This window comes from Bradyrhizobium macuxiense, from assembly GCF_007993935.1.
Taxonomy (GTDB): Bacteria; Pseudomonadota; Alphaproteobacteria; order Rhizobiales; family Xanthobacteraceae; genus Bradyrhizobium; species Bradyrhizobium macuxiense_A.
Map to the genome: position 1 here is coordinate 120,858 of NZ_VITY01000016.1, position 21,748 is coordinate 142,605.

The 21,748-nt window shown below is 60.2% G+C and carries 29 protein-coding genes; 21 read left to right on the forward strand and 8 right to left on the reverse strand.

Annotated features, from left to right (window positions below; translation table 11 throughout):
- Nucleotides 1-2: 2 nt before the first annotated feature.
- From nifN to FBZ93_RS33585, 6 genes are all read left to right on the forward strand, one after another.
- Nucleotides 3-1,409 (forward strand): nitrogenase iron-molybdenum cofactor biosynthesis protein NifN, encoded by a 1,407-nt coding sequence (gene nifN, locus FBZ93_RS33560; RefSeq protein WP_146991698.1) that lies wholly within the window; start codon nt 3-5, stop codon nt 1,407-1,409.
- Complete coding sequence (gene nifX, locus FBZ93_RS33565) at nt 1,406-1,801, forward strand: nitrogen fixation protein NifX (RefSeq protein WP_146991699.1); 396 nt, start codon at nt 1,406-1,408, stop codon at nt 1,799-1,801. Before nifN ends, nifX begins: the two co-directional genes overlap by 4 nt.
- Nucleotides 1,802-1,808: 7 nt before the next feature.
- Nucleotides 1,809-2,279: a NifX-associated nitrogen fixation protein gene (locus FBZ93_RS33570; protein WP_146991700.1), complete on the forward strand. Its 471-nt coding sequence runs from the start codon at nt 1,809-1,811 to the stop codon at nt 2,277-2,279.
- Between the two features lie 9 nt (nt 2,280-2,288).
- Nucleotides 2,289-2,489 (forward strand): CCE_0567 family metalloprotein, encoded by a 201-nt coding sequence (locus tag FBZ93_RS33575; RefSeq protein ID WP_146991701.1) that lies wholly within the window; start codon nt 2,289-2,291, stop codon nt 2,487-2,489.
- Between the two features lie 14 nt (nt 2,490-2,503).
- Complete coding sequence (gene fdxB, locus FBZ93_RS33580; protein ID WP_076861925.1) at nt 2,504-2,797, forward strand: ferredoxin III, nif-specific; 294 nt, start codon at nt 2,504-2,506, stop codon at nt 2,795-2,797.
- A 435-nt stretch (nt 2,798-3,232) separates the two neighbouring features.
- Nucleotides 3,233-3,643 carry a Rieske (2Fe-2S) protein gene (locus FBZ93_RS33585; protein ID WP_167529326.1) on the forward strand — a complete coding sequence of 137 codons (411 nt, stop codon included), beginning with the start codon at nt 3,233-3,235 and terminating at the stop codon, nt 3,641-3,643.
- 10 nt (nt 3,644-3,653) lie between these two features.
- Here the strand turns inward: FBZ93_RS33585 and FBZ93_RS33590 are convergent, their stop codons facing one another.
- Both FBZ93_RS33590 and FBZ93_RS33595 read right to left on the reverse strand, forming a co-directional pair.
- A complete protein-coding gene (locus tag FBZ93_RS33590) occupies nt 3,654-4,244 on the reverse strand; it encodes a hypothetical protein (RefSeq protein ID WP_146991702.1) in 591 nt (196 codons plus the stop codon).
- Nucleotides 4,245-4,622: 378 nt separating this feature from the next.
- Complete coding sequence (locus FBZ93_RS33595; RefSeq protein ID WP_246667757.1) at nt 4,623-6,353, reverse strand: ATP-dependent Clp protease adaptor ClpS; 1,731 nt, start codon at nt 6,351-6,353, stop codon at nt 4,623-4,625.
- 273 nt (nt 6,354-6,626) lie between these two features.
- On the opposite strand from FBZ93_RS33595, the gene FBZ93_RS33600 reads away from it, so the two are divergent.
- From FBZ93_RS33600 to FBZ93_RS33630, 7 genes are all read left to right on the forward strand, one after another.
- Nucleotides 6,627-6,947 carry a HesB/IscA family protein gene (locus FBZ93_RS33600; protein ID WP_146991703.1) on the forward strand — a complete coding sequence of 107 codons (321 nt, stop codon included), beginning with the start codon at nt 6,627-6,629 and terminating at the stop codon, nt 6,945-6,947.
- Between the two features lie 17 nt (nt 6,948-6,964).
- Nucleotides 6,965-7,252 (forward strand): NifU family protein, encoded by a 288-nt coding sequence (locus FBZ93_RS33605; RefSeq protein ID WP_146991704.1) that lies wholly within the window; start codon nt 6,965-6,967, stop codon nt 7,250-7,252.
- Nucleotides 7,249-8,457 (forward strand): cysteine desulfurase NifS, encoded by a 1,209-nt coding sequence (nifS, locus tag FBZ93_RS33610; protein ID WP_146991779.1) that lies wholly within the window; start codon nt 7,249-7,251, stop codon nt 8,455-8,457. The genes FBZ93_RS33605 and nifS overlap by 4 nt, the downstream gene beginning before the upstream one ends.
- Nucleotides 8,454-8,678, forward strand: coding sequence for a putative nitrogen fixation protein NifT (gene nifT / locus FBZ93_RS33615; RefSeq protein ID WP_146991705.1), 225 nt, complete (start codon nt 8,454-8,456; stop codon nt 8,676-8,678). Before nifS ends, nifT begins: the two co-directional genes overlap by 4 nt.
- Nucleotides 8,675-9,538: an SIR2 family NAD-dependent protein deacylase gene (locus FBZ93_RS33620; protein ID WP_146991706.1), complete on the forward strand. Its 864-nt coding sequence runs from the start codon at nt 8,675-8,677 to the stop codon at nt 9,536-9,538. Before nifT ends, FBZ93_RS33620 begins: the two co-directional genes overlap by 4 nt.
- 409 nt (nt 9,539-9,947) lie before the next feature.
- Nucleotides 9,948-10,250: a hypothetical protein gene (locus tag FBZ93_RS33625; protein WP_146991707.1), complete on the forward strand. Its 303-nt coding sequence runs from the start codon at nt 9,948-9,950 to the stop codon at nt 10,248-10,250.
- Nucleotides 10,247-10,690, forward strand: a complete 444-nt coding sequence (locus FBZ93_RS33630; RefSeq protein ID WP_146991708.1) for a type II toxin-antitoxin system VapC family toxin — start codon at nt 10,247-10,249, stop codon at nt 10,688-10,690. Before FBZ93_RS33625 ends, FBZ93_RS33630 begins: the two co-directional genes overlap by 4 nt.
- Nucleotides 10,691-11,032: 342 nt before the next feature.
- Here FBZ93_RS33630 and FBZ93_RS33635 read toward each other — a convergent pair whose 3' ends face one another.
- Together FBZ93_RS33635 and FBZ93_RS41495 are read right to left on the reverse strand one after the other, a co-directional pair.
- On the reverse strand, nt 11,033-12,076 hold the full coding sequence (locus tag FBZ93_RS33635) for an NEL-type E3 ubiquitin ligase domain-containing protein (protein WP_246667763.1): 1,044 nt from the start codon (nt 12,074-12,076) through the stop codon (nt 11,033-11,035).
- Between the two features lie 29 nt (nt 12,077-12,105).
- Nucleotides 12,106-12,384, reverse strand: coding sequence for a recombinase family protein (locus FBZ93_RS41495; RefSeq protein WP_246667758.1), 279 nt, complete (start codon nt 12,382-12,384; stop codon nt 12,106-12,108).
- 640 nt (nt 12,385-13,024) lie between these two features.
- On the opposite strand from FBZ93_RS41495, the gene nifB reads away from it, so the two are divergent.
- The 8 genes from nifB (at nt 13,025) to FBZ93_RS33685 (ending at nt 18,248) form a co-directional block, all read left to right on the forward strand.
- The gene (gene nifB / locus FBZ93_RS33650; RefSeq protein ID WP_146991711.1) at nt 13,025-14,572 is read left to right on the forward strand and encodes a nitrogenase cofactor biosynthesis protein NifB; all 1,548 of its coding nucleotides are present in this window, start codon (nt 13,025-13,027) and stop codon (nt 14,570-14,572) included.
- 11 nt (nt 14,573-14,583) lie between these two features.
- Nucleotides 14,584-14,808, forward strand: a complete 225-nt coding sequence (locus FBZ93_RS33655) for a 4Fe-4S binding protein (RefSeq protein WP_146991712.1) — start codon at nt 14,584-14,586, stop codon at nt 14,806-14,808.
- A gap of 428 nt (nt 14,809-15,236) precedes the next feature.
- Nucleotides 15,237-15,560 (forward strand): nitrogen fixation protein NifZ, encoded by a 324-nt coding sequence (locus FBZ93_RS33660; RefSeq protein ID WP_146991713.1) that lies wholly within the window; start codon nt 15,237-15,239, stop codon nt 15,558-15,560.
- Entirely contained in the window at nt 15,557-15,796 is a 240-nt protein-coding gene (locus tag FBZ93_RS33665) for a nitrogen fixation protein NifZ (RefSeq protein WP_146991714.1), read from the forward strand. Before FBZ93_RS33660 ends, FBZ93_RS33665 begins: the two co-directional genes overlap by 4 nt.
- A 15-nt stretch (nt 15,797-15,811) precedes the next feature.
- Nucleotides 15,812-16,168, forward strand: a complete 357-nt coding sequence (locus tag FBZ93_RS33670) for a DUF3024 domain-containing protein (RefSeq protein ID WP_146991715.1) — start codon at nt 15,812-15,814, stop codon at nt 16,166-16,168.
- Nucleotides 16,169-16,201: 33 nt separating this feature from the next.
- A complete protein-coding gene (locus tag FBZ93_RS33675) occupies nt 16,202-16,471 on the forward strand; it encodes a hypothetical protein (protein ID WP_146991716.1) in 270 nt (89 codons plus the stop codon).
- Nucleotides 16,472-16,536: 65 nt separating this feature from the next.
- Nucleotides 16,537-17,670 carry a DegT/DnrJ/EryC1/StrS family aminotransferase gene (locus FBZ93_RS33680; RefSeq protein WP_246667764.1) on the forward strand — a complete coding sequence of 378 codons (1,134 nt, stop codon included), beginning with the start codon at nt 16,537-16,539 and terminating at the stop codon, nt 17,668-17,670.
- A 356-nt stretch (nt 17,671-18,026) separates the two neighbouring features.
- On the forward strand, nt 18,027-18,248 hold the full coding sequence (locus FBZ93_RS33685) for a hypothetical protein (protein WP_146991718.1): 222 nt from the start codon (nt 18,027-18,029) through the stop codon (nt 18,246-18,248).
- A 514-nt stretch (nt 18,249-18,762) separates the two neighbouring features.
- On the opposite strand, the gene FBZ93_RS33690 is transcribed toward FBZ93_RS33685, so the two are convergent.
- From FBZ93_RS33690 to FBZ93_RS33705, 4 genes are read right to left on the reverse strand one after another with little or no spacing between them, the layout of a single operon-like run.
- Complete coding sequence (locus FBZ93_RS33690) at nt 18,763-20,241, reverse strand: ThiF family adenylyltransferase (protein WP_146991719.1); 1,479 nt, start codon at nt 20,239-20,241, stop codon at nt 18,763-18,765.
- Complete coding sequence (locus FBZ93_RS33695; protein WP_146991720.1) at nt 20,238-20,771, reverse strand: hypothetical protein; 534 nt, start codon at nt 20,769-20,771, stop codon at nt 20,238-20,240. The genes FBZ93_RS33690 and FBZ93_RS33695 overlap by 4 nt, the downstream gene beginning before the upstream one ends.
- Complete coding sequence (locus tag FBZ93_RS33700; protein WP_146991721.1) at nt 20,764-21,219, reverse strand: hypothetical protein; 456 nt, start codon at nt 21,217-21,219, stop codon at nt 20,764-20,766. Before FBZ93_RS33700 ends, FBZ93_RS33695 begins: the two co-directional genes overlap by 8 nt.
- Nucleotides 21,212-21,496, reverse strand: a complete 285-nt coding sequence (locus FBZ93_RS33705; protein WP_146991722.1) for a hypothetical protein — start codon at nt 21,494-21,496, stop codon at nt 21,212-21,214. Before FBZ93_RS33705 ends, FBZ93_RS33700 begins: the two co-directional genes overlap by 8 nt.
- Nucleotides 21,497-21,748 lie beyond the last annotated feature (252 nt).

Sequence of the window (21,748 nt, forward strand, 5' to 3'; positions counted from 1 at the left end):
TCATGGTCCTTGTCACTGCATCAAAGAAGGCCTGTGCGGTCAACCCACTCAAGATGAGTCAGCCGATCGGCGGTGCTTTCGCCTTTATGGGGCTTCGCGGAGCGATGCCGCTTCTGCATGGCCCGCAAGGATGCACGTCCTTTGGGCTCACACTGTTTGTGCGGCATTTCCGGGAGCCGGTGCCGCTGCAGACCACAGCGATGAGCGAGGTGACGACCGTGCTCGGCGGCTATGAAAATGTCGAGCAGGCGATCCTCAATATCCACAATCGCGCCAAGCCCGAGATCATTGGGATCTGTTCGACCGGGGTGACGGAAACCAACGGCGACGATGTGGACGCCTACATCAAGCTGATCCGCGAGAAGCATCCGCAGCTCGCCAAGCTTCCTCTGGTCTATGTCTCGACGCCCGATTTCAAGGACGCATTCCAGGACGGCTGGGCGAAGACGGTCGCGCGCATGGTCGAGGTGCTGGTCGAGGCGCCCGCGACCGGGACCGAGCGCAATCCTGCGCAGGTGAATGTCCTTCCAGGATGTCACCTCACGCCGGGTGATCTCGACGAACTAAGGATTATCTTTGAGGATTTCGGCCTGCAGCCATCCTTCCTGCCCGATCTGGCGGGTTCGTTGGATGGGCATATCCCCGATCAGTTCACGCCGACGACCATCGGCGGTATTGGGATCGATGACGTCGCGCGCATGGGCCGTGCCGGCTGGACGATTGCGATCGGTGCGCAGATGCGGCGGGCGGCAGAGGCCATGCAGGCCAAGACCGGGGTGCCATTTCGCCTGTTTGAACGACTGTGCGGCCTGATCCCCAATGATGACTTCATCGCCTTTTTGAGCGAGATCAGCGCCCGCCCTGTGCCGTCAAGATATCGGCGGCAACGCGGGCAGCTCGTCGATGCGATGCTGGACGCGCATTTCCAGATCGGCGGCCGCAAACTTGCGATCGGTGCCGAGCCTGACCTGTTGTTTGACCTGTCCAGCATGCTGCACGAGATGGGCGCGCAGGTGACGGCGGCCGTGACGACCACGCAGTCGGCGGTGCTGGAGCAGATCAAGACCAAGGAGGTGCAGATCGGCGATCTGGAGGATCTGGAAGAGCTTGCCAGGACCAGGGATTGCGATCTGCTGATCACGCATTCGCATGGTCGGCAAGCCGCGACACGCCTTAAGATTCCGTTCTATCGGGCGGGCTTTCCGATGTTTGATCGGCTCGGGTCAGGACACCAGCTATCCGTCGGCTATCGGGGCACGCGCGATCTGATCTTCGATATCGCCAACCTGGTGATCGCCGACCGCGAGGAAAATCATGCGCCGACGCCCGATAGCTGGCGGAACTCGACGCTGCCGTTAAGGGGCGGCCGCCGAAGCTCCATCGACTCAACAGAGAGGTCGATTGCATGAAAGTTGCGTTCGCTACCCAAGATCTCAGGCGCGTCGATGCGCATTTTGGCTGGGCGAAGAATATCGCCGTCTACGATGTCGGGCCAGGCGGGCACGTGTTTCTGAAAGCGGTCCAGTTCGACGGCGAACTGAAGGAAGACGGCGACGAGGACAAGCTGGGGCCCAAGATCGAGGCGATCAAGGATTGCGCTATCCTCTATGTCGGTGCCATCGGCGGCTCCGGCGCTGCGCGGGTGGTGGCCAGAAAGATCCATCCCATCAAGGTCAATAAGCCCGAAAGTATCCAGGTACTGCTGGAAAAGCTCGAGCGCGTGCTGAAGGGAACGCCGCCGCCATGGCTGCGCAAAGCCTTGGCCAAGGACAAGAAGCGTACATTCGATTTCGACGAATGAGGATCACATGACCGAGGCTGCAGACGTAATGCAACCCGCTGGCGGGTTCGATGCACCATTCGTCAAAGAGCTGGTCAAGATTTGGCGGGCTGAGGACATGGGTGGGGCCTGGACCGGCAAGAGCGATCTCGACCTGCTCGAGCCTTATATCCTGGACAAGGAGAAGCGACGGGCACTGCCGATTGTCGGCGATCCAGATCCCGATACGGTCTGGCGGCTGGAGCTGTTTTTCAATGCCGTCGCGCTTTCGATCGAGAAGGCGACCGACGTGATGATCCAGCCGATGCTGAAGATGCACCATGAGGGCTTTGGTCGCATGGTGCTGATCGGGGGGCGGCTGGTCGCGGTGAACAAGCAGCTGCGGGATGTGCATCGCTTCGGATTCGACAATCTCGCAAAGCTTGCGAGTGAAGGTAACAAGTATGTCCGGGACGGAATCAAGATGATCAGGAAATTTCCCGATGTGGCGAACTATTGAGGGCCGCGCATGAGCGATCGCGAGATACTGATAGCTGAATTGAAGAAACTGTCGTCCAGAGCGCTGCAGGCCAAAATGGATCTGCACGATCTTTCAGAAGAATTGCCTGTCAACTGGACCTCGATCATGGCGGTGGCCGAGAGGGCGCATGATGCCTACGCCGAACTCGAGCGCAGGAGCCAGGACCTGAAGGCGCTGGAAAAGGCGTAGAGGGGATCCCCATCATGTCATTTGCAACGCGCGATGGCCGCGACTGGACGCCCGACTATTTGAGCGCGATCGATGCCAAGAAGTGCATCGGCTGTGGCCGCTGCTTTAAGGTCTGCGGTCGTGATGTCATGACATTGAAGGGCATCAACGAGGAGGGCGAACTTGTCGACCTCGACGACGATGATGAGGTCGAGAAGAAGATTATGGTCATGAATGACCAGGGCGCCTGCATCGGCTGCGGCGCCTGCGCCAGGGTTTGCCCGACCAATTGCCAGACCCACGTTTCCGCCGCAGCGGAAGCGGCTTGAGGCGGCCTATGTCCGCCTCTCCCGGAAGTAGGATAATCGTGGGCAAGATGAACGTCGCAATGGTGCAGCTTGGCGAAAATCGCAGCGCCTTTCGATACCGGGCATGTCGTGGAGTGCTGCGATCTGAAGGCCACGAGCTTGATGGTTCGCGCAAATACTGAAGAACCTCATTTGCCGCCGAAGTGCGAATTTGGCCAGCCCAGCAACTAGCCGGAAAACCGAAACGCGACGATCAATTTCCATGGCAGCCGCGGAGCTGCATCTGCGGTGGAGCGAGACAGCGCGAATGCTCGCGTGGTTTGTTGATCATGTCTCTGGTCCAATCGGGTGCGGACGCCACTTCGGGCGCCGCGGATTGGTAAAAAAGTGGACGATCCGCGGCTCTGCGATTGCTGCAGGCCTGATCGCAGGATGATCAATCAAAGGTGTGTGGTTATGACCAAGCAAGCGGTGCAGCCCAATACCGTCTATGCGATTTGCGGCTTCAACGACATTTCAAGCCGCCGGGCGATGGGCTTCCATCTCATGATTGTCGGCGAGGACGGTAAGCACAGGCCGTGGTCCATCATTGTGGTGCGTTGGGGCAAGAAGGTGCTTGGCTATCTCAACAAATGCCCACACAACGACGTCAATCTGGACTGGGAGCGCAACGAGTTCTTCGATCCATATGGAATCCGGCTGATGTGCGGCAAGCACGGCTCAACCTTCGAGCTCGGCACTGGCCGCTGCATCGACGGCCCTTGTAAGGGCGGAGAGCTCACGCCGGTCGCGCTGACAGTTCTGGACGGCGACATATGCGTCATTGGCGTGCGACTTGTCGAGGAGGATCGTGCCGGCGAGAGCTGAAGCGGCGCGCTCAGACCGGCCGGTTCTCGTTGCGGTTCTTCACAGGTGCCATTCGCTCCAGTCCGTCTTGGTAAGAGATCTCATCATAGGATGCATCGAGATCCCTTGCCGCATCGAGCAGGTAGTCGAGCTTGCCGCCCGCGTCGAGCTTCTTGATGTCATCCTTGTTGACCCCGACCAGATCCATCATCTCCTTCCAGACTGTGGATTCATCGCATGGCAGCACGTGGAAGGTGACATTACCCAGCTTGATGCGGTATTTCGCCAACAGGTCAATGTTGTTGCAGAATATGAAGTAGCGCCCCTCCGGGCTGAGCGCCCCGTCAAGCACGTCTGCGACGTCAGCAAGATAAGCGAAAGAGTGCAGATAGCCGGCCAGCATCTGAATAGTGCTTTCCCCTTCCTGCGCGACCGTCAGAACCTGCTCGATCGAATAGTCCGGCGGCCGCTTCTCGTCCGCGAGCTGGGCCTGGAACTTCAGCGCGATATCGCCGCGGAAGCCAAACCGGCCCGGCTTGGTGGTCCCGCCTTTGAGTACGGCGTTGAGCAGGCGCCCCTCCTTCTCCAGCCGGCCGAGCGCGGTGTTCTCGATTGCAGTCATGAAGATCGTCCTCAATCTGAGCTGATCGCCGGACACTTTTTTGCCGGCGTGACAGGCAATGCAAAGGTCTTGCCGTTGCAAGCGCGACGGTTCATCGGGGTATTCCTGGAGAAAATGCGGGAAGTGGGCCGCGATCGCCGAACAAGCGCGTCAGAAACGCGACGCGCGTTGCAGCGTCAGTGCTTCGAAAATGTAAGCATTGTCGGACCGCGTGGGCTACGGCTATCGGATCTCGGTCGTGAAACTGGTCGTTTTCGTTGCAGTGCTTTACGGTTTGGTCCGCCGGCGTCCTTCGGAGGATGAGCCTCATCTAATCCTGGCAGCCGCGCTCGGTGTCCTGCTCTTGCGGGTTTGCGGGCGTGCCAATAGGCGTCAGGCTTAATGCCGCGCTTTCCTTGACTTTCGAGACGATTCGATTGCGCCAGTCGCCCCGCTTCGAGCCCCCGCAGCCATCGCTTGGGAGCCGCCGAGCAGCTTCGCGTTGAGCCGCCCGCCGGCGAACAACATATCATCGAGCGCTTCGTGGATATCGGCTGTGATCACTGAATGTCCGCCGTCACGCGCAATGCTTGATTGCGTGATGCGCCGCATCAGCTCCTTGATGAAAGTGACACTGGCGCCTTCGGTGCTGCGTACGGCCTCAGTAATGATCTCCCCCTCAAGCGGCAGGCCTCCGCTGTAAAGCCGGATCAGCTTGCCGCGGCTGGCTGCATCCGGCAGCGGCATTTCGATCGCCTGGTCGATGCGGCCGGGGCAATCGGCGAGGGTGACCTCGAGTTGGTCGGGGCGGTTGGTGGTGAGCACGAAGAGGATATCGGCATCCTCCTTCAAGCCGTCCATTTCATTCAGCAGCTTGCTCAGCAAGGACACCTCGCATGCTGCCAAAATGCTGCGGCTGCTCGCGGTCCGATCGACGTCGTCGATCACCACCATTGTCGGTTGCAGCAGGCGCGCCAGTGCCATATAGGCGCTCAGCAGCTCGAGCTGTTCGGCGGTGATGATCAGCGTGGTGTATCCCGGCAGGTTAGTGGCGAGATAGTGGACCGTGTGGGTCTTGCCGGTGCCGGGCGGGCCATAGAGCAGAATGCCCTTGCGGGTCGACTGGCGGAGCCGGCGGAGTGCATCGCGCGCATCGACGAAGTCCAGCACGCTGCGATCGAGCAGCTTGAGTGCCCGTTCGGGCAAGATGACGTCCTCACGCTTGACCTTCGGCAGCCGATGTACCGTCACACCTCTGATGCGGCCAGGGCAATCCGCGCCCCCGTCGAGCGAGATGATCTTGCCACGATAGGAGCACGCGGAGTGGATGGTCCGTTCCAGTTCATCAAAGCAGCATTGTACGAAGCTGTCGCCGGTCTCGCGCGCAGGAACGATTATTTCGATGCGGATCAGGGCCTCGCGGCCAAATTCGCGATCATGGGAGAGCACGACGGCGTATGGGAATTCGCTCGCTTGGCAAAGCCACAAGCCGTTACGCAAGCATTTGACTGGCGCCAACTCGCCGGTATCGATCTCGTCAAATTGCGGCGGCACCAGTGAAATCGCATCAGATCCACGGCGTTTCATTCGAGCGAGTGAAAGCGCCTCATCCCAATGCCTTTCATACGCGCCAAAGAAGCGGATTGGGTCGGCAAAAAGCCTGTCGATAGCGACCTGAACATCGGCGCGCATGTAGGCCGGCAGGTGCCGCACCGTGGTGGCGAGTTCTCCGGGCAGGAAATCGAAAAAGTGCCAGTCCAGCGCATCACAGGCGTATTCGAATTGCACATCGGACAGGTCGGCTGTGTCCGCCTTGCCAGCGGCTTCGCTCGTGATCAGCAAGGGAAATCCTGCGGCGCGAATGCGATTCTGTGCTTCCTCTATCAGCGCTTTCGCAACTGAGGGTGGATAGGGGCCGCAGACGGCCTTGCCCTGCTGCCAGACGAACTCGGCAAGTGCACTGGCATCTCGCTGCTGCTTTCCGAATACCTCGCGCAGCAGGCGAACGACGAAACCGACAGGCGTGTCGTCGTCATTGTGAAAAACAAGCTGAATGGATTCAGCGTTTACACAGACCGGGTCCATCAAAACCCCCGGTGAGCGTTCGTGTTCTTCGGGCATATGCGTCATGCGAATCGTCCTCGTCGAACGTGATCACCGGGCCGGGCCGCCGGCACGAGGCGCGATGCAAATTCGCTGCCGTGACGCGCCTCATGCTGGAGCAGCGCAATCCATAAGGAACCAGCCGGCTCGCCGCCGCGCCGTCCATACTCTTGTCAGGAAGCCGACACGCGTTGCAAAGCAAACGGCGCGGTCCGAAAAGGCCAGTATTGTCAGGGGCGGCGGGCTGGCACGCGAATTGCCACTTCGCAAGCGCCAGCTCAGTTAAGTGGAGGGTGAGTGATGATCAATCTGACAGACAGCGCGTTGAATGCGGTCAAGAGCGTGCTCGCAACGTCGGCGCAGCCAACGCGCGGGCTGCGGATCATGGTTGAGGCCGGTGGATGCGCCGGGTTCAAATACGCAATGGACCTGGCTGAGCAGGCGAAACCCAACGAGACCGTGATCGAGCGGGACGGCATCAGGGTCTTCGTCGACGATATGAGTCGTGATCACCTCGCCGGCACGACCATCGACTTCGTGGTGAAGCTGGAGGGCTCGGGATTCACCTTCGATAATCCGAATGCCGGCTCGATCTGCTCCTGCGGCAAATCGTTCAGCTGATGACAAGGGACCAAAGCATGCTTGTCCCCGAGCCACTGAAGCACCCGCTGCTTACCGAGACGGATCAGGAGCAACTTATTCGCGCCGTGATTGAGGAGACCCGGCCCAATCTGCGATGCGATGGCAGCGACGGCCGTTTGGTCGAGATTGGCCGCAGCAGGAGCATGGTCAAGCCGACTGGCACATCCGTGCTCTGCAAGCTTTCTTTCGCGACGCTCGAAAGCATTCAGGCGCGGCTGATCGAAAAGCTCGGCAAATTCGTCGGCCTGATCCCCGTCGCAGCTGCGGCCAAGGCGCGGAACTGAGCGAGGCCTGGATGCCGATCTATCTCGACAACAATGCCACCACACGAGCGGATCCCGCTGTCGTGCAAGCCATGTTGCCGTACCTCGCCGAGCAATTCGGCAATGCCTCCTCTGCTCACGCCTTCGGCAGCGAGGTCGCGAAGGCCGTGAAGCAGGCACGCCGCAGCTTGCAGGGATTGTTAGGCAGTGCCTACGATCACGAGATCGTTTTCACCTCCGGCGGGACCGAGGCAAATAACACCGCCATCCTCTCTGCGCTTGCGACCCAGGACGGGCGCGACGAGATCGTCACCACCTCCGTCGAGCATTCCGCCGTCCTTGCCCTGGTCGAGCAATTGGCGACAAAGGGCGTCAAGACCCATGTGATCGGCGTGGACTCGCGCGGGCGGCTCGACATCGAGGCGTTTCGCAGCGCACTTGGTCCACGCACGGCGATTGCGTCGGTCATGTGGGCCAACAACGAGACCGGCACGATTTTCCCGGTCGAGTTCCTGGCCGGGTTGACGCGCGCGGCGGGCGCCCTGTTTCACACCGATGCGGTGCAGGCCATAGGGAAGGTGGCCATCGACCTGAGTGACAGTGCTTTCGACATGCTGTCGCTGTCTGCCCACAAATTGCACGGTCCCAAAGGCGTCGGCGCGCTCTATTTGCGCAAAGACACAAAATTCAGACCACTGATCTGGGGCGGATCGCAGGAGCGAGGGCGCCGCGCGGGAACCGAGAACATCCCCGGCATCGTCGGTCTTGGCAAAGCTGCAGAGCTTGCGGCGGAGCGGCTCGAGCCGGAGCGCGCTCGCATTGGTGGCTTACGCGATCGCCTGGAGCAGGCCATCCTGCACAATGGCGGTTGCTCGGTGCTCGGCGATGTCGGCAACCGGCTACCGAACACGACCAACATCGCCTTCGAGCATCTCGAGGGCGAAGCCATTGTGCATCATCTCAATCGTGCCGGCATTGCCGCTTCGGTCGCATCGGCCTGCAGCTCCGGCTCATTGGAGCCATCGCATGTTCTGCGCGCCATGGACGTGCCGGCAATGAGCCTGCGCGGCGCGGTGCGCTTTTCCCTGTCGCGCGAGACCACGGTCGAAGAGGTCGCCGAGGTCGCGCACGTACTGTCCGACATCATGGCTCAGCTGCGCGCCATGTCGCGGGAGTATTCAAATCCACCCAGCGATGCGTTGCAGTCCAGGGAGTTGACGTCATGAAGATCATGATCCGCCGCTCTCCGGACGCGGGTTTGTCGATTTACGTGCCGAAGAAAGATCTCGAAGAGCCGATCGTGGAGTCCGAGCATGAGACGCTTTGGGGCGGTTGGATCAGGATCGCCAATGGCTGGGTACTCGACCTGCCCGAGATGGCAAGCGACACGCCTTTGCCGATCACGATCAACGCCAGGAAGCGCGGCGAGGATGGTAACGACCGATGAAGGCGCCTCCCCGCATCGATTTTGCCGGTGCAGCCGATACGGAGGCGATTCTCACTGAACTGGCGGCCAGGCTGAGTGCGGGCAGCGTTATTCCCTACCTTGGACCTGGCCTTGCCGAATTGTCCCGGCCGGATGTGCCGACGACGCCTGAGGCATTGGCCGCTTTCTTTGCCACCAAGATTGCACTGCCGCGCCGGGCCAAGGGCAATGTGTGGGCATCGGCGCAATATATCGAGAGTAACAAACATCGTCTCACCCTGACGAGGTTAATGGCTCAGGCCTTTGCTGTACCGGTCGAGCCGACGGCGCTGCATTATCATCTTGCGTCTCTATCGCCGCCGATGATCGTCGACGCTTGGTACGACGGCGCCATGCGTGCGGCGCTCGGCGAGCGTGACGGATGGGGCGAGGTGCAGGGCGTCAGCCGCGCCGGCCTCTACACGGACCACTTTTACCGCTTCTATGATTCGGCGGGCCAAGAGGTCGACAGTGCCGTGGCCGGCAATTGGGCGACGGTGCTGTACAAGCCGCATGGTAGCGTAGAGCCGGCCAAAAACTTCCTGATCTCCGACGCCGATTATGTCGAGGTGCTGACGGAGATCGACATCCAAACGCCGATTCCCGACATCATCAAGGAAAGGCGGACCGGGCGGAGCTTTCTGTTCATCGGCTGTCGCTTCAATGACCAGCTGTTACGTGCCTATGCGCGGCAGATCACCAAGCGCTCGTCCGATGTCCATTACGTGATTGTCGATCCGCAAGCGCTTTCGCGCAACGAACTCTGCTTTCTCGCCGCGCAAGGCTTGATGCCGCTCGCAATTGAGCTCCCGCGCGCGGTGGAGCTATTGCTCGCCAGTTAGCCGGCGCTGCCAAGTTCAAGCCGAGGACGCCGGCCGAGCTGTCGGGAGAGAGGGGCGATAGGTGCAGCCCTGGTTGAGCGGGATGCTGCGCGCCCTCAGCCGGCGAATGAATGGGGCCGGAACCGGTATCTCTCGCTGCCACCAAACATGTATATCAATGGCCTGGGAGGGGCGGAGCGGAAGGCAGTGAGCATGGACGTAGTCGCTCGCAACGAGACGAATTCAGGCGCACCGAAAATACCTTTGTGATCGCCTGCCGCAGCAAGCCCATTTCATCACGGTCGAAGCTCCTAGCATTCTAATATCCCCGCGACGGTCATTTTGGTCTGTCGAGATAAGTGCGCCTCTCAGAGCCTTGCGCTTCCCAGTAAGCGCGGCTATATATCCAGATATAGCATTGAGGCAATCGATGAGCAATAGCGCGCAGAAGAGAGCCATCGAGAACTATCGGTCGCGCCTGACGAAGCGCGGCATCGCGCGGTTCGAGATCCAGGCGCTCGACGCTGACCGTGATCTTCTCCGAACCCTTGCCCGGAAATTGACGGAGGAGGGTCCGGAAGCCGGGCAGCTTCGCCGAACCATACAGCAGGCGGTGGCGGGTGAGCCGCCAAGAGCGGGCGGTATTCTCGCGGCGCTGCGTCGCTCGCCGCTGGTCGGCGCCAATCTCGACCTGAGCCGGCCGCGCGAAGAGGGGCGTAAGGTTGACCTGTGACGCGCTACCTCCTCGATACCAACATTATCAGCAACGTTATCAAGCCGGAACCGTCGAGATCGCTGCTCGCCTGGATGGGTGAGCAGAAGGATGAGGATCTCTTCATCTCCGTGCTTACGGTTGCCGAAATCCGTCGCGGCATTCTCCAAAAGCCAAAAAGTCGAAAGCGTGAGGCGCTTGACACTTGGTTCGCCGGACCCGAGGGCCCGCAGGCTTTGTTCGCAGGCCGAGTTCTCTCATTCGACGAGAAGGCTGGCTTGATATGGGCGCGGCTCATGGCCGATGGGAGAACCAAGGGGCGACCTAGAAGCGCACTCGACACGATTATCGCCGCTGTTGCGGAAGCCAACGACTGCGTCGTCGTGACGGACAACGAAAAAGACTTCTTCGGCATTGAGATCGTCAACCCGATTGGGGACGGCGACGGGGGACGCAAATGACAGTATCAGCCCTCGGCGGTCAGCCGCCCTTTGCAGCGAGCGAGGGGGGCGGTTGCAAGACGGCCGTGCCATGTTGCTGACCGATCCAATGACAGGCAATTCAGTTCCGGCGGCGATCGTTGGTTCGGCCGACACGATTATCGCCGACCCCGACCGAGCGTTTTGATCGCGAACAGTGGCGACGAGATCGATCGGTTGCCGCAGAGGCTACGCCACGGGCGCTTGACGCTTGCCTAAGCATAGTGGCGATCGACACATCGAGACCGTGCCAGCGAACCTGTTGGACCGAAGGTTCGGGGCCGAGCGTCTCTACCAGAAGTGGATCGCCGATCTCACCTATCTTTAGAGGCCGCGGTCCCTGCGCACCTGGCGCGTCAGCGCGCCCTTGATCTCTCGGGCGATCTGGTCGCGGATCAGGGCTCCGAGCTGTATCTCAGCCTCGTCGCCGGTTAGGCCATCGGCTATGAGCCGTTGCTGCACGCGGTTGGGGAGTTCTTCCTCCATCGCCTTGAGAAGCCGTTCCTGCATCGCTGAGTGGGCCTCGGGCTCGATGCGGCCCAGCACCGTCTCCCAGGGTTGCCAGCGGGTTGCCAGATAGTCGTCGAACTGCGTTGCCTCCTCATGTCGCACCCGCGTCTCGGCCACGGCGAGGTCGTCGTCGGTGACATGGGATACTTCGAAGAAGTCCATGTTCGGGGCGAGGAGCTGCAATTTCAGCCGCTCGCGCAGTTTGACCTGATAGGCAAGATAGACCTCGATCTCATCAACAAACCGAAGCGAGCTGACCTTCTCGCGGGCGATCCGGTCGAGTACGCCCAAGCGGAACAGGACACGAGCCTGCTCGAGGAGTTCGTCGAGCCGATCATCATACGCCCCGTCCTCGACATCGGCGGTCAGGCGCGCGCTCTGCATATGGTTCCAGGCCAAAGTGATGCGATCCTCGCAGCTCGCGCTCGCCCCCAAAGCCTGTTGGAAGTACAGCTCGCGCAATCGTGGCCTTGTTGCCACCTGCTGCAGATCCTCAGCCACCGCTTGCCGAAACGCGGCGCTGCCATAGTTCACGGTGCGTCGGAGCCGGTCGAGAAAGATGGCATATTCCTGAGCTCCTTCTTGTTCGGCGAACCCCTGCCAGGTCGTCATCACCTCCGGCTCACCGCCAACCCAATCCGCCACGACTGCGTGCAACGGTGGCGGCTGACTTGGCCCCGCCTCTCCGCCGATCGAAAAGAAGACTCGAGGACCGACGTAGCCCGGCGCATTGATTGCCGTTGCTAGGTTCGTCAGCACCCGCTCGGGCAGCGGGTTGTCGTCCAGGTCGACCCTGCACCAGGGTCCCAGCTGCGTCAGCAAAGTTTCTGGCAGCGCATGCAAACTGTTTGACCACATCGTCGCCAAAGCACAATCCACCGCCGGACTTACCGTCCTCGACGCGGCCGAGCAGCCCACGGCGCGTCTTGTCGGCCAGGTCTTTCAGGAAAAGGGCGCTCATCGTGCCCCTTGAGACTGACGTGCAGATGCGGCACGTCGCCTTCGGACAGCGTGACGATACGCACCCCACCGACAGCCATGCGGTTGAATAGTCCGGCGATGTCTTCCTGATCGGGTGAGAGGCGATCCATCGCTTCGGCCAGCACAATAAGGAACTTGCGGCGGATCGCGTCGCCGATCAGCTCTTGAATGCCGGGGCGCAGCAACGACGCGCCAGAGATCGCGATCGGTATAGCTGTCGATGACTCTAACCCTGCTTTTCGGCGTCAAGGCAGCAGACCCGCAACTGATCCTCAACCGAGGCGTCTCGCTGGTTATCCGGCAAGTAGCAGGCGTAGGGCGCGACCCTCATGAGGCGACCTCCTTACTCCGGGAGGCGGTCTCGCGTTCGGTTGTCCGTTTCGGCTTGAACAAAGTCACGTGCGGCCTGTCGCGCCAGCAGCCGGACCAGATTGACGAGGCGTGGATCGGGCTTTGACGCCGCGGGCACGGCCGGTTCGTGGGCCACGTCGGCAACCACATCGAAGCTTTTCGGCTGTTGTACGTCTCGGTCGCGCCACGATCGCGTCCTCGTCCTCGTGCGGAATACGCCGCTTGGAGACAATGATGCCAAGAGATGGCACCTTAGCAAAAGCGCGATCGCAGGCGTGATGTGTGTCGGAGTTCCGACATGCGGCAGCGTCATTGCTATATCTGCAACAACGCCGATCGCATCTTTTAAGTCATTGACACGGATCAGAAATAGCAGCGCCGGCCGCGATGGCACACGGGTTGCTAACTGCTCTCCTTGTGGCTCGCTCAGGACTGTTCCTGAGAAGCCTATTCGCCGTGCAGGGAGAACTGAATATGAACGCGGTCGCGGGGCGCGGAAGACGTACCGGAGTTGCGGAGTATATCGGCGAGATCGCCGAGCATAAGGGTTGCCGCACCTCGCCCGGCGGCACCAGGACGAACTGCGGATCACAGGCCGGCCAGGGCGATCTGCCGAAGACAATCTGGGAAAAGGTGAAGAACCATCCCTGCTACAGCGAAGAGGCGCATCATCACTACGCCCGCATGCATGTCGCGGTGGCACCGGCCTGCAACGTCCAGTGCAATTACTGCAACCGCAAATACGACTGTGCCAATGAATCGCGTCCGGGCGTGGTGAGCGAGAAGCTCACTCCTGAACAGGCGGTGAGGAAAGTGCTTGCGGTCGCTACCAGCATTCCGCAGCTGACCGTGCTCGGAATCGCCGGCCCCGGCGATCCCTTGGCCAATCCGGAAAAGACCTTCAAGACGTTCGAGCTCGTCGCCAAGGCGGCGCCCGACATCAAGCTCTGTCTATCGACCAACGGACTGGCACTTCCAGACTACGTCGATAGCATCGCTCGCGCCAAGGTCGACCACGTCACCATCACCATCAACACGATCGACCCCGAAATCGGCGCCAAGATCTATCCATGGATCTTCTTCAACCACAAGCGCTACACCGGCATCGAAGCTGCGAAGATACTCACTGATCGCCAGTTGCAAGGTCTTCAGATGCTCACGGAACGGGGCATCCTGTGCAAGGTCAATTCGGTGATGATTCCTGACATCAACGACCAGCACCTGGTCGAGGTCAACAAAGCGGTGAAGTCACGGGGTGCCTTCCTGCACAACATCATGCCGCTGATTTCCGCATCCGAGCATGGCACTGTATTCGGTCTCAACGGTCAGCGGGGCCCAACGGCGCAGGAATTGAAGGCGCTGCAAGATGCTTGCGAAGGTGAAACGAACGTGATGCGGCATTGCCGGCAGTGTCGCGCCGACGCGGTCGGCCTGCTCGGCGAGGATCGCAGCGCGGAGTTCACCACCGAGGGGATCATGGCCATGGACGTCAAATATGACGCTGAAATGCGCCGGGCCCATCAAGCCAAGGTCGAGGATGAGCGCGCGGCCAAGGTCGCGGCCAGGGAGGAGGAGCTTGCGGAACTCGCTGGCCGGAAGAGCGAGATCACGCTTCTGGTCGCTGTCGCAACCAAGGGTTCGGGCCTGATCAATGAGCACTTTGGCCATGCCAAGGAGTTCCAAGTTTACGAACTCTCGACATCCGGCGCCAAATTCGTCGGCCACCGCAGAGCCGATGTCTACTGCCAGGGCGGACACGGCGAGGAGGATAGGCTTTCAAACATCATCGGCGCCATCAAGGACTGCCATGCTGTGTTCGTAGCCAAGATCGGCGATTGCCCGAAAAGCAATCTGATCAAGGCCGGCATCGAGCCGGTCGATCAATACGCGCATGAGCTCATCGAGAAGTCGGCGATCGCCTGGTTCCGCTGCTATCTCGACAAGCTGCGAACGGGTGAGATCCTGCACGTCAAGCGCGATGATGCGGCAATCCGTCAGAAAGCACTGACCTCGGCGGCGTGAGGAGATAGCGAATGCCGTTCAAGATCATCGCTTCGCAATGTACCGGCTGCTCAGCCTGCGAGCCCCTATGCCCAAATGTTGCAATCTACGAGAAGGGCGGAACTTTCACGATCGATCCGAAGAAATGTACCGAATGCGTCGGCTATTTCGACGAGCCGCAATGCGTTGCGGTTTGTCCGGTCGACGACACCTGCGTCGTCGACACCTCATGGCCGCGCCGCCAGGCGTCGGCCTAAATCGGAGAGGCCCATGAACGTCACGCTTCGATCGGGCGCTGAAAAGCTTACAAGTTTTCTGCTGCGCCTTGCTGGCACCCAGATTCCGAATTTCGTTCGCCGTCATAAAAGGCGCTCGCTTGCGATTGTTCGCCGATATCGGCGTGGTACCAGCACCCGCGGCCCGGCGAGCAAGTCGCCGAGCGCAATGGCCGAATGTTGCTTCTCAATGCCGAACGCTGCTTGCTGCGCGGCGGTGTCCCCATGGATTTGGCCGACGCTGATCCCCGTCATCGACCCGTCTTTCGCCGAGCCAGGCGGCCGGTCCGGCCATCGCACGGACCGCCCATTAGGAGAGGAAAGCTGCCGATGAAGCGGGCACAGCGGGCAATTTGCTTGGCTTGCGCGCGCGTGGCAGCTCGTTCTTAAAGTCCGCAAGGGATCGGTGCATGAACAACATCGTCCGCGATAGTGACGTGGTCGAGCTAAGCGGGCTTCCTTGCTTCAGCTTTGGTGAAAAGGTGCGCGCCAACCGCTCGATCCGCAATGACGGTACCTATCCCGGCAAGGAGATCGGCGAGGTTCTGGTCAAAAAAGGCGAGGTTGGTCACGTCGTCTCCATCGGCACGTTCCTGCAGCAATTCTATATCTACGGCGTCGCATTCCTTGAAAGCGGCTACCGCGTTGGCATGAAGCGAAAGGAACTCGATGCGCTTGGTCCGGGTGAAGAGCTCGATGATCCGCCATTGCCGGAGGAAGAGGCCTTGTCATGATTGAGCCGGGCGTTCCGAAATATCGATCAGGCCAGCGCGTCAAAACCGCGGTCGACGTCATTAATGACGAATCTTTTCCCGATGCGCCGCCCGATGGGGTCTTGATCGGCGCCGGACGGGTGGGCGAGATCATGCGAGTCCGCATGCATACGGAAGCGAACGTGCCGATCTATCTCGTGGATTTCGGTGAGCACCTGATCATCGGCTGTTTTGAGGACGAAATCAAAGCGCTTTGAAGGGAGGCGTTGGCGATGAATGCCGCGGTGATGAGAAAGGTAGTCGGGCTGATCCCTCACCCGAACGAGGTCGATCGCAAGCGGATCGAGCGCGCTTTGGACTCGCGCAAGCGCTATCGCTTTGTCTCGCCGCATGTGACGCCGGTAAGAGGGGGCTATCTCATCGAGAGTCCCTGCTGCTCGGGCAATATCGATAGGAACGGTGGTCTGATTGACGTCGCGCTGATCCATTATGATGTCGCGAGTGGGGCCTGGAAGACGTTCTTCAAGAATCATGCGCGAGGAATCTGGGAATTCTACAGCATTTACCACCGGCTGGCCTCAGCACTCGACGAATTGAACGCGGATCCCGAGCGGCTGTTCTGGCAATGATGCCCGTTCTGGACCAGTCAAACAGGAGCCATAATGGCGCTCGGCCCCGACGACCTGATCGAAATCGAACGGCTAATTGCGGCAGCTGATGCCGATACGGGCCCGGTTGTCGAACTACGGCGCCGCTTTCCGCAGCTCGCCTGCGTACGCTGTGATGCGTCTGACGTCACGGAGCAGCCGTTCCGGCGCTTTGCGCGTTTTGACCTGCATCTGGTCGATGGATCCGACCACTGCATGCAGATTACGGCCGACCCGGCGCGGGCGATCGGCATCGTGCTGGCCAAAAGGAATGCCGGGCGGTGACGGGCCTTGGACTAGCAAGGGATCATGACGAGGCCACGGGTGCGGGGGAGGCGGATCAATCCTTCATTTCGCTCTCCGACCCCGATATTACGTTCGCGGAACTCTCTGCCGTGGAAGCGCTGCTGTGTTCGCCGCGAATTTCCAATGGGCCGGTTACCGAGGCATTCGAGCAGGCTTTCGCCGCCCATCTTGGCCGCAAATATGCCGTTGCCGTCCCGAGCGGCACGCTCGGGCTTCTGCTTGCCTTGAAAGCTCTGGGCATCGGGCCCGGACAGGAGGTGATCGCCTCGCCCTATTCGATGCGTGAGACGGTCCATGCCATCCGTCTTGCGGGTGCACGGGTGGTATTTGCCGACGTCGACTATTGGTCGGGCGCCTTGGCTCCGGCGAAGGTGGAAGAGCGTATCACCGCCAGCACAGGGGCGATTATTGCCGGCAATCCTAACGGCCATCCGGCGCCATGGTCGGAACTACGCGCGATCGCGCAGCGCCATCAGCTGCCGCTTTTGGAGGACTCCACCGAGGCGATCGGATCGAGATACAAGGGCGAACTCGTCGGCCGCTTTGGCGATATCGCGGTGTTCGACTTTGCCCAGCCGCTGGCGTTGAGCTGTGGCGAAGGCGGAATGGTGGTGTGTGACGATATCGAGGTGGCCCTCGGCTTGCGTCGGCATCGCGCGCACCGGCTGGATGAGCGCTCCTCTGTTGTCGTCGGCAGCGTGGCACCTTACCAAGCCGGCATGAGCGATCTCACAGCAGCGTTGGGACTTGCGCAATTAAAGCGCCTCGATGACATCCTGCAGCGGCGCCGGCTGGTCGAGCAGCTGTACACTGCGCACATGCAATCATTTGAGGGCATCAAGCCGCCCTATATCGGCCCCGATGTGACCGAGGTGAGCTGGTTGCTCTATCTCGTCCATCTCGGGACGCGCTTCACGCGATCCAGCCGCGACGCCATTGTCGATGATCTGCGCGTCGAGCAGATCGAAGCCGCCGCTTATTGCCATCCATTGCATTTGCAGCGCCATTATTTTGATCTCGGCTATCGGCGTGGCGATTTCCTGGTCACCGAGAAGATCGCCGATCGCGCCGTGGCGCTGCCGTTTCACGCCCATCTCACGAGCAACCAGATCGAGTTTATCGTGGAGACGATAAAGAATGCGTCGATCAACGTCGGCGCTGGCGCTGCGATCTATTGAACACTCATCGTCCCATACACCCAAGGGAAGATTGAATGGCCATAGTGACGGTTTGCCGTTGCGCGAGACGATTGCGGTCACCATGCGGCACATCGCTTGCGGCGGTGCTGTGGCCAGGAGAGCACTGTTACGAATGCGGGGACAGACCCTATGCAGCTGCTGCCAGCTATTCGTCCCGGAAGCTCGCAAACGACTGTCGTAAGTCGCCAGCGGAGAAAATCGGACGCTCGACACCAGGGTAGACGACCGCGCCACGTCGCGGCTTGACGCCAAAAGCCATAGTGCTCGGAGCCGAGCACGTGACGGTCAAGCTCCTCGGCCTCGGCGCAGGTCTGAAACTCAAAAAAGGAAACTGAATGGATTCGCAGCAGGTCATCATCCACGTCCGCTTCGCTCCGAACGGGACCGTGGTCCAGATCAGCGGGCGGCCGGCGAGGCTCACACCGCACCAGTGGTTTGATGTCCTCAATGCGCGTGCCGGCCATGCCTATCGTCCGCTGGCCGGCGGCCGTGGCGTATTTCGGCTGACCCGGGCTGCGGTTGATGCCTTCAGGCAGGAAGCTGTGACGGCGAGATGAGCGAAGGGATCATCGGCAATATGGGGAGCCATGATATTGAGGTGTCCGCCGTCTGTCCGGTCGATGCCATTGTGAAGCGGCCGGCCCATCGCAGCAACTCCATCACCCGCCGCAGATAAGTGACGCTGGGGCATCACGCCAAGGCGTAGTGGATCTTGGGTATCCCATCCGCGGAGGATGGGAGCACCGCGAACGCTTGCTTCCGCCTTACCTCGTCCGCGCACTGGAGGGCCAGCACCTGATGCCGGACGCCGAGAACCCGACGTATTTCAATATCCACGGCGTGCCTTACAGAGGCGAATTGGACGAAACGGGCGGCCGCCGACGCGTTCGCATCTACCCCGAACGTGGCTGAAGAACGCGCATACGTCGCCATCCAAAATCTTCAAACGTCCGCTCGCTTTGAACGGAAGACGAAAACTGTTCCCGCGAAGGGATCATGGGGGGCACACGCCGCGGGTTACCCGGGAAACGTAGGCACACGGGCCGCTGAAAAGCTCCTCACGGGAAGGGGTTAGTTCCCGTGACCACGGCTCGACCGGACGTGATCTATGTTGGCGGCTCGCGCGACACAGAAGCAGTCCTTCCGACGCTCCTCTTCAAAATGGACCCCGCGGTGAGGCCCCCATAGAAGATTGAGCTGAAATCTTGGCGCCGGTAGCGTGCTGCCGGTGGTTACATAGCGGAAGAGCTCCGTGACGGTCATGCAAGCACTTAGACAAGAGACGAATGGAACGGCCGGAGCAACTCCTTCCTTTTGCGATTCAGCCGAGAGAAAGTTCAAGACAGCTTCTGACGTAATGGAACAAATTCGCTTGCCGCGGCGCTCTTGGAGCCATGGCCTTTTCTCTACTGCTGCCGCAGCTATCATCTCGTCGGTAACGATCGCGTCGGGATCGTTGGCTACCCTTACGGGGAGGCCCGTCGCTCTTGCATTCAATTCCGAAAGATTTCTGACGGGCTTGTGAAACACGCAAAGCAGGCACGCAGTTTCCGCTTGCAACGGATGGCAACTGACTTGGCATGTGAGATCGCCGCCAACCGCTCCGTCGATGACAAGACCAGGCCATAGGTTCTGCACCTGATGCCGAGGATCTACCTCGTCGAGACCGGCCAACACGATGTCGGGGAGACTGCCGTCATATTCGTCTTCGAGCCCCTTTACATCGACTACTCGGTGGGTGGCGTCCAGCTTTGGTTTCAAAAGGTTCGCAACCATCTCGGCTTTGGCACGCTCATATCCGCCCTCGCCCAAAATAATCGATGTGCCGAAGTTTTCGCGGCGAAAGTCCTGGGGGTCGACGGCAATCGCTCTTCCCGACACCGGCAAGCGCGACAACAGATAGGCAGTTCCGCTGCCGATCGCGCCGCATCCGATCAGCATGGCGTCGATCGTGAAAGGCTCGAGATCCGGTCCTGTGTCGTTATCTGCCAGCTCGTATGTCCACAGCGAGAAGCTGGTTACATCAAGCAGTGCGCCTCGTTCCGGTCGAAGTTTGATGAGGCGCTTGAACACTTCCGCCACGCCGAGACATGCGGCTCCTACCGCTGCGATAGCGTTAGCTCGTCGACCCGCGTCTGGTAAGTCGCCGCCGAGCGACGAAACTCGAGCCAGCCAGCCGCCGGAATTTACGACCGTCCAGGGCAAATCCCTTCGCCCTTTTGCTCCGACCGACAGAATTGCGTCGAACTCATCGAGTCTATGGGTTTCGGGCAGGATGCGCGGGCGCCGCTTCGGAACAAACTGTTCGATCAGGCGATCGATTTCGGCGCGCAGCGCGGTGCACTCCGGCGGCAGCATAACCGATACGTTTTCGCAGACACGAACTAGCAACAGAAACGAAGCTCGAAAGGCCTCTTGGCCATTTAGTGTTTGTAATGTTGCGGCCTCGCCGCACAACAATGCCCGCTTCTTGGTGAAATCCTGAGCATCCTCGCCTCCGAGAGCTACCGCTACCGCGGCTGGCCGGCTAAACTCAATGGCGTCGGTCATCGCTGCGAACCCGCGTTAAGAATTCGAGCATGGCCCGTATCGGACAGCGATAGCCTCCGCTGCGCCTCTTCGGCCGATAGACGGCGCCAGCCCCTGCCAGGCTGGAAAAGGTGAATACCGCAGTCGGCAAGGGTGGTGACGCGCCGCAGCGCGTAGTCCGGCGCGACCAGCGACAGCATGCCGGGCACGGCGATGCCATAACGGCGATCAGTTTCGGAGAGGTCGGTGCCAAAATACGGACCATGGGAATGAATCTGCCCGATCAATCGAACGCCGTCTTCGATGGCGAGATCCGTCAGGTCATTGATGACGTCCGAACCGATCATCAACAGCCGCGGCTCTTTGCGCACATGCGGACCACGCAAGACGCCGACATGCGTCACCACAGCGACGTCGCCCTCATAGCGTCCCAGCCACATCGCCACACCTTCGTTGCCATGGATGCCATCGCGAGCCATCTCGGACATGGATTCCGCGAATACCTGGCGCCCGATACGCCAAAGCTGGGGTTCTTCAAAGAATTTAGCCATTGCAGCGTCCCGAGTAGGTGTTGTCGAGCTCTTGCTGAAGAAAGCGGATGACTTTGAGAATGATATTGCCCGTGCAGTTCCAGCGACTGTCGCTCGTGGCCCATTCGGGATGCGTGACGAAGCCCTCGGCAGTCCAGTTGGCGCAAATGTCGAAGCTCCCGGGACGAAACCCGTTTGCCATCGGCCAAGCCTTCGCGATGTCGAGCCGCCCTGTCGATGGATCGACGAATTTCACGGAAGGTGGTTTTTCGCCCGGGTAGTCCAGCCAGAATAGCCTGGCGACGTAAAGATCGGCCTCGTGGCCGGCCGGCGCGACGGTCACCCAGAGCTCGAGATCGCCGCGCCGGTCGAATTTCCACCGTTCCGCGCCTCGCGCCTCGGACGCGGCCTTCAAGTCATCTTCGAAGTTCAGGATCGCCAGAGATTTCCGGCGCGGCTCGTTAGCCATAGACGACCTGCTGCGCCAGCTTCAGCCGAAGAATGTCTTCTCGGCCGGCGATTTGCCCCAGGGTCCGATTGAGATCCTCGAGCTTGGTCTTCTCATGGTAGAAGACGTAGGAGGTAACCGTCCCGTCCGGGCCGGTCCCCTCCGTAAGCTCGAACGCGATCAGCACGCGAGCCTTTAGCTGAGCCAGTGTTTCTTCCCGGCTTACGCCGGTCTGTTTCAGGTCATCCCGGGCAGCTGGGTAGGCAACCACAATTTCCAGTTTGGATTCCGGTTCCATATCAATTTGCCTTTCTTGCCGATCCTGCCGGCAACTTCGTTATCGGACTGCAGTATCAGTCGGATTTGGATGTCGAAATTCTAACTTCGGCTGTCATTTTTGGCATTGCGGCGTTCGGGTTTGGGAACGCTACATTCGACCGATCTCGCCGTATTCTGCAGGTTTTCCCGCAATATTGGCCTTTTGCCTGCAGCAGGATAATAGCGCTCCTCCGACAAATTTCAAGCGAAATGTTCGAATTTCGAACGCGCA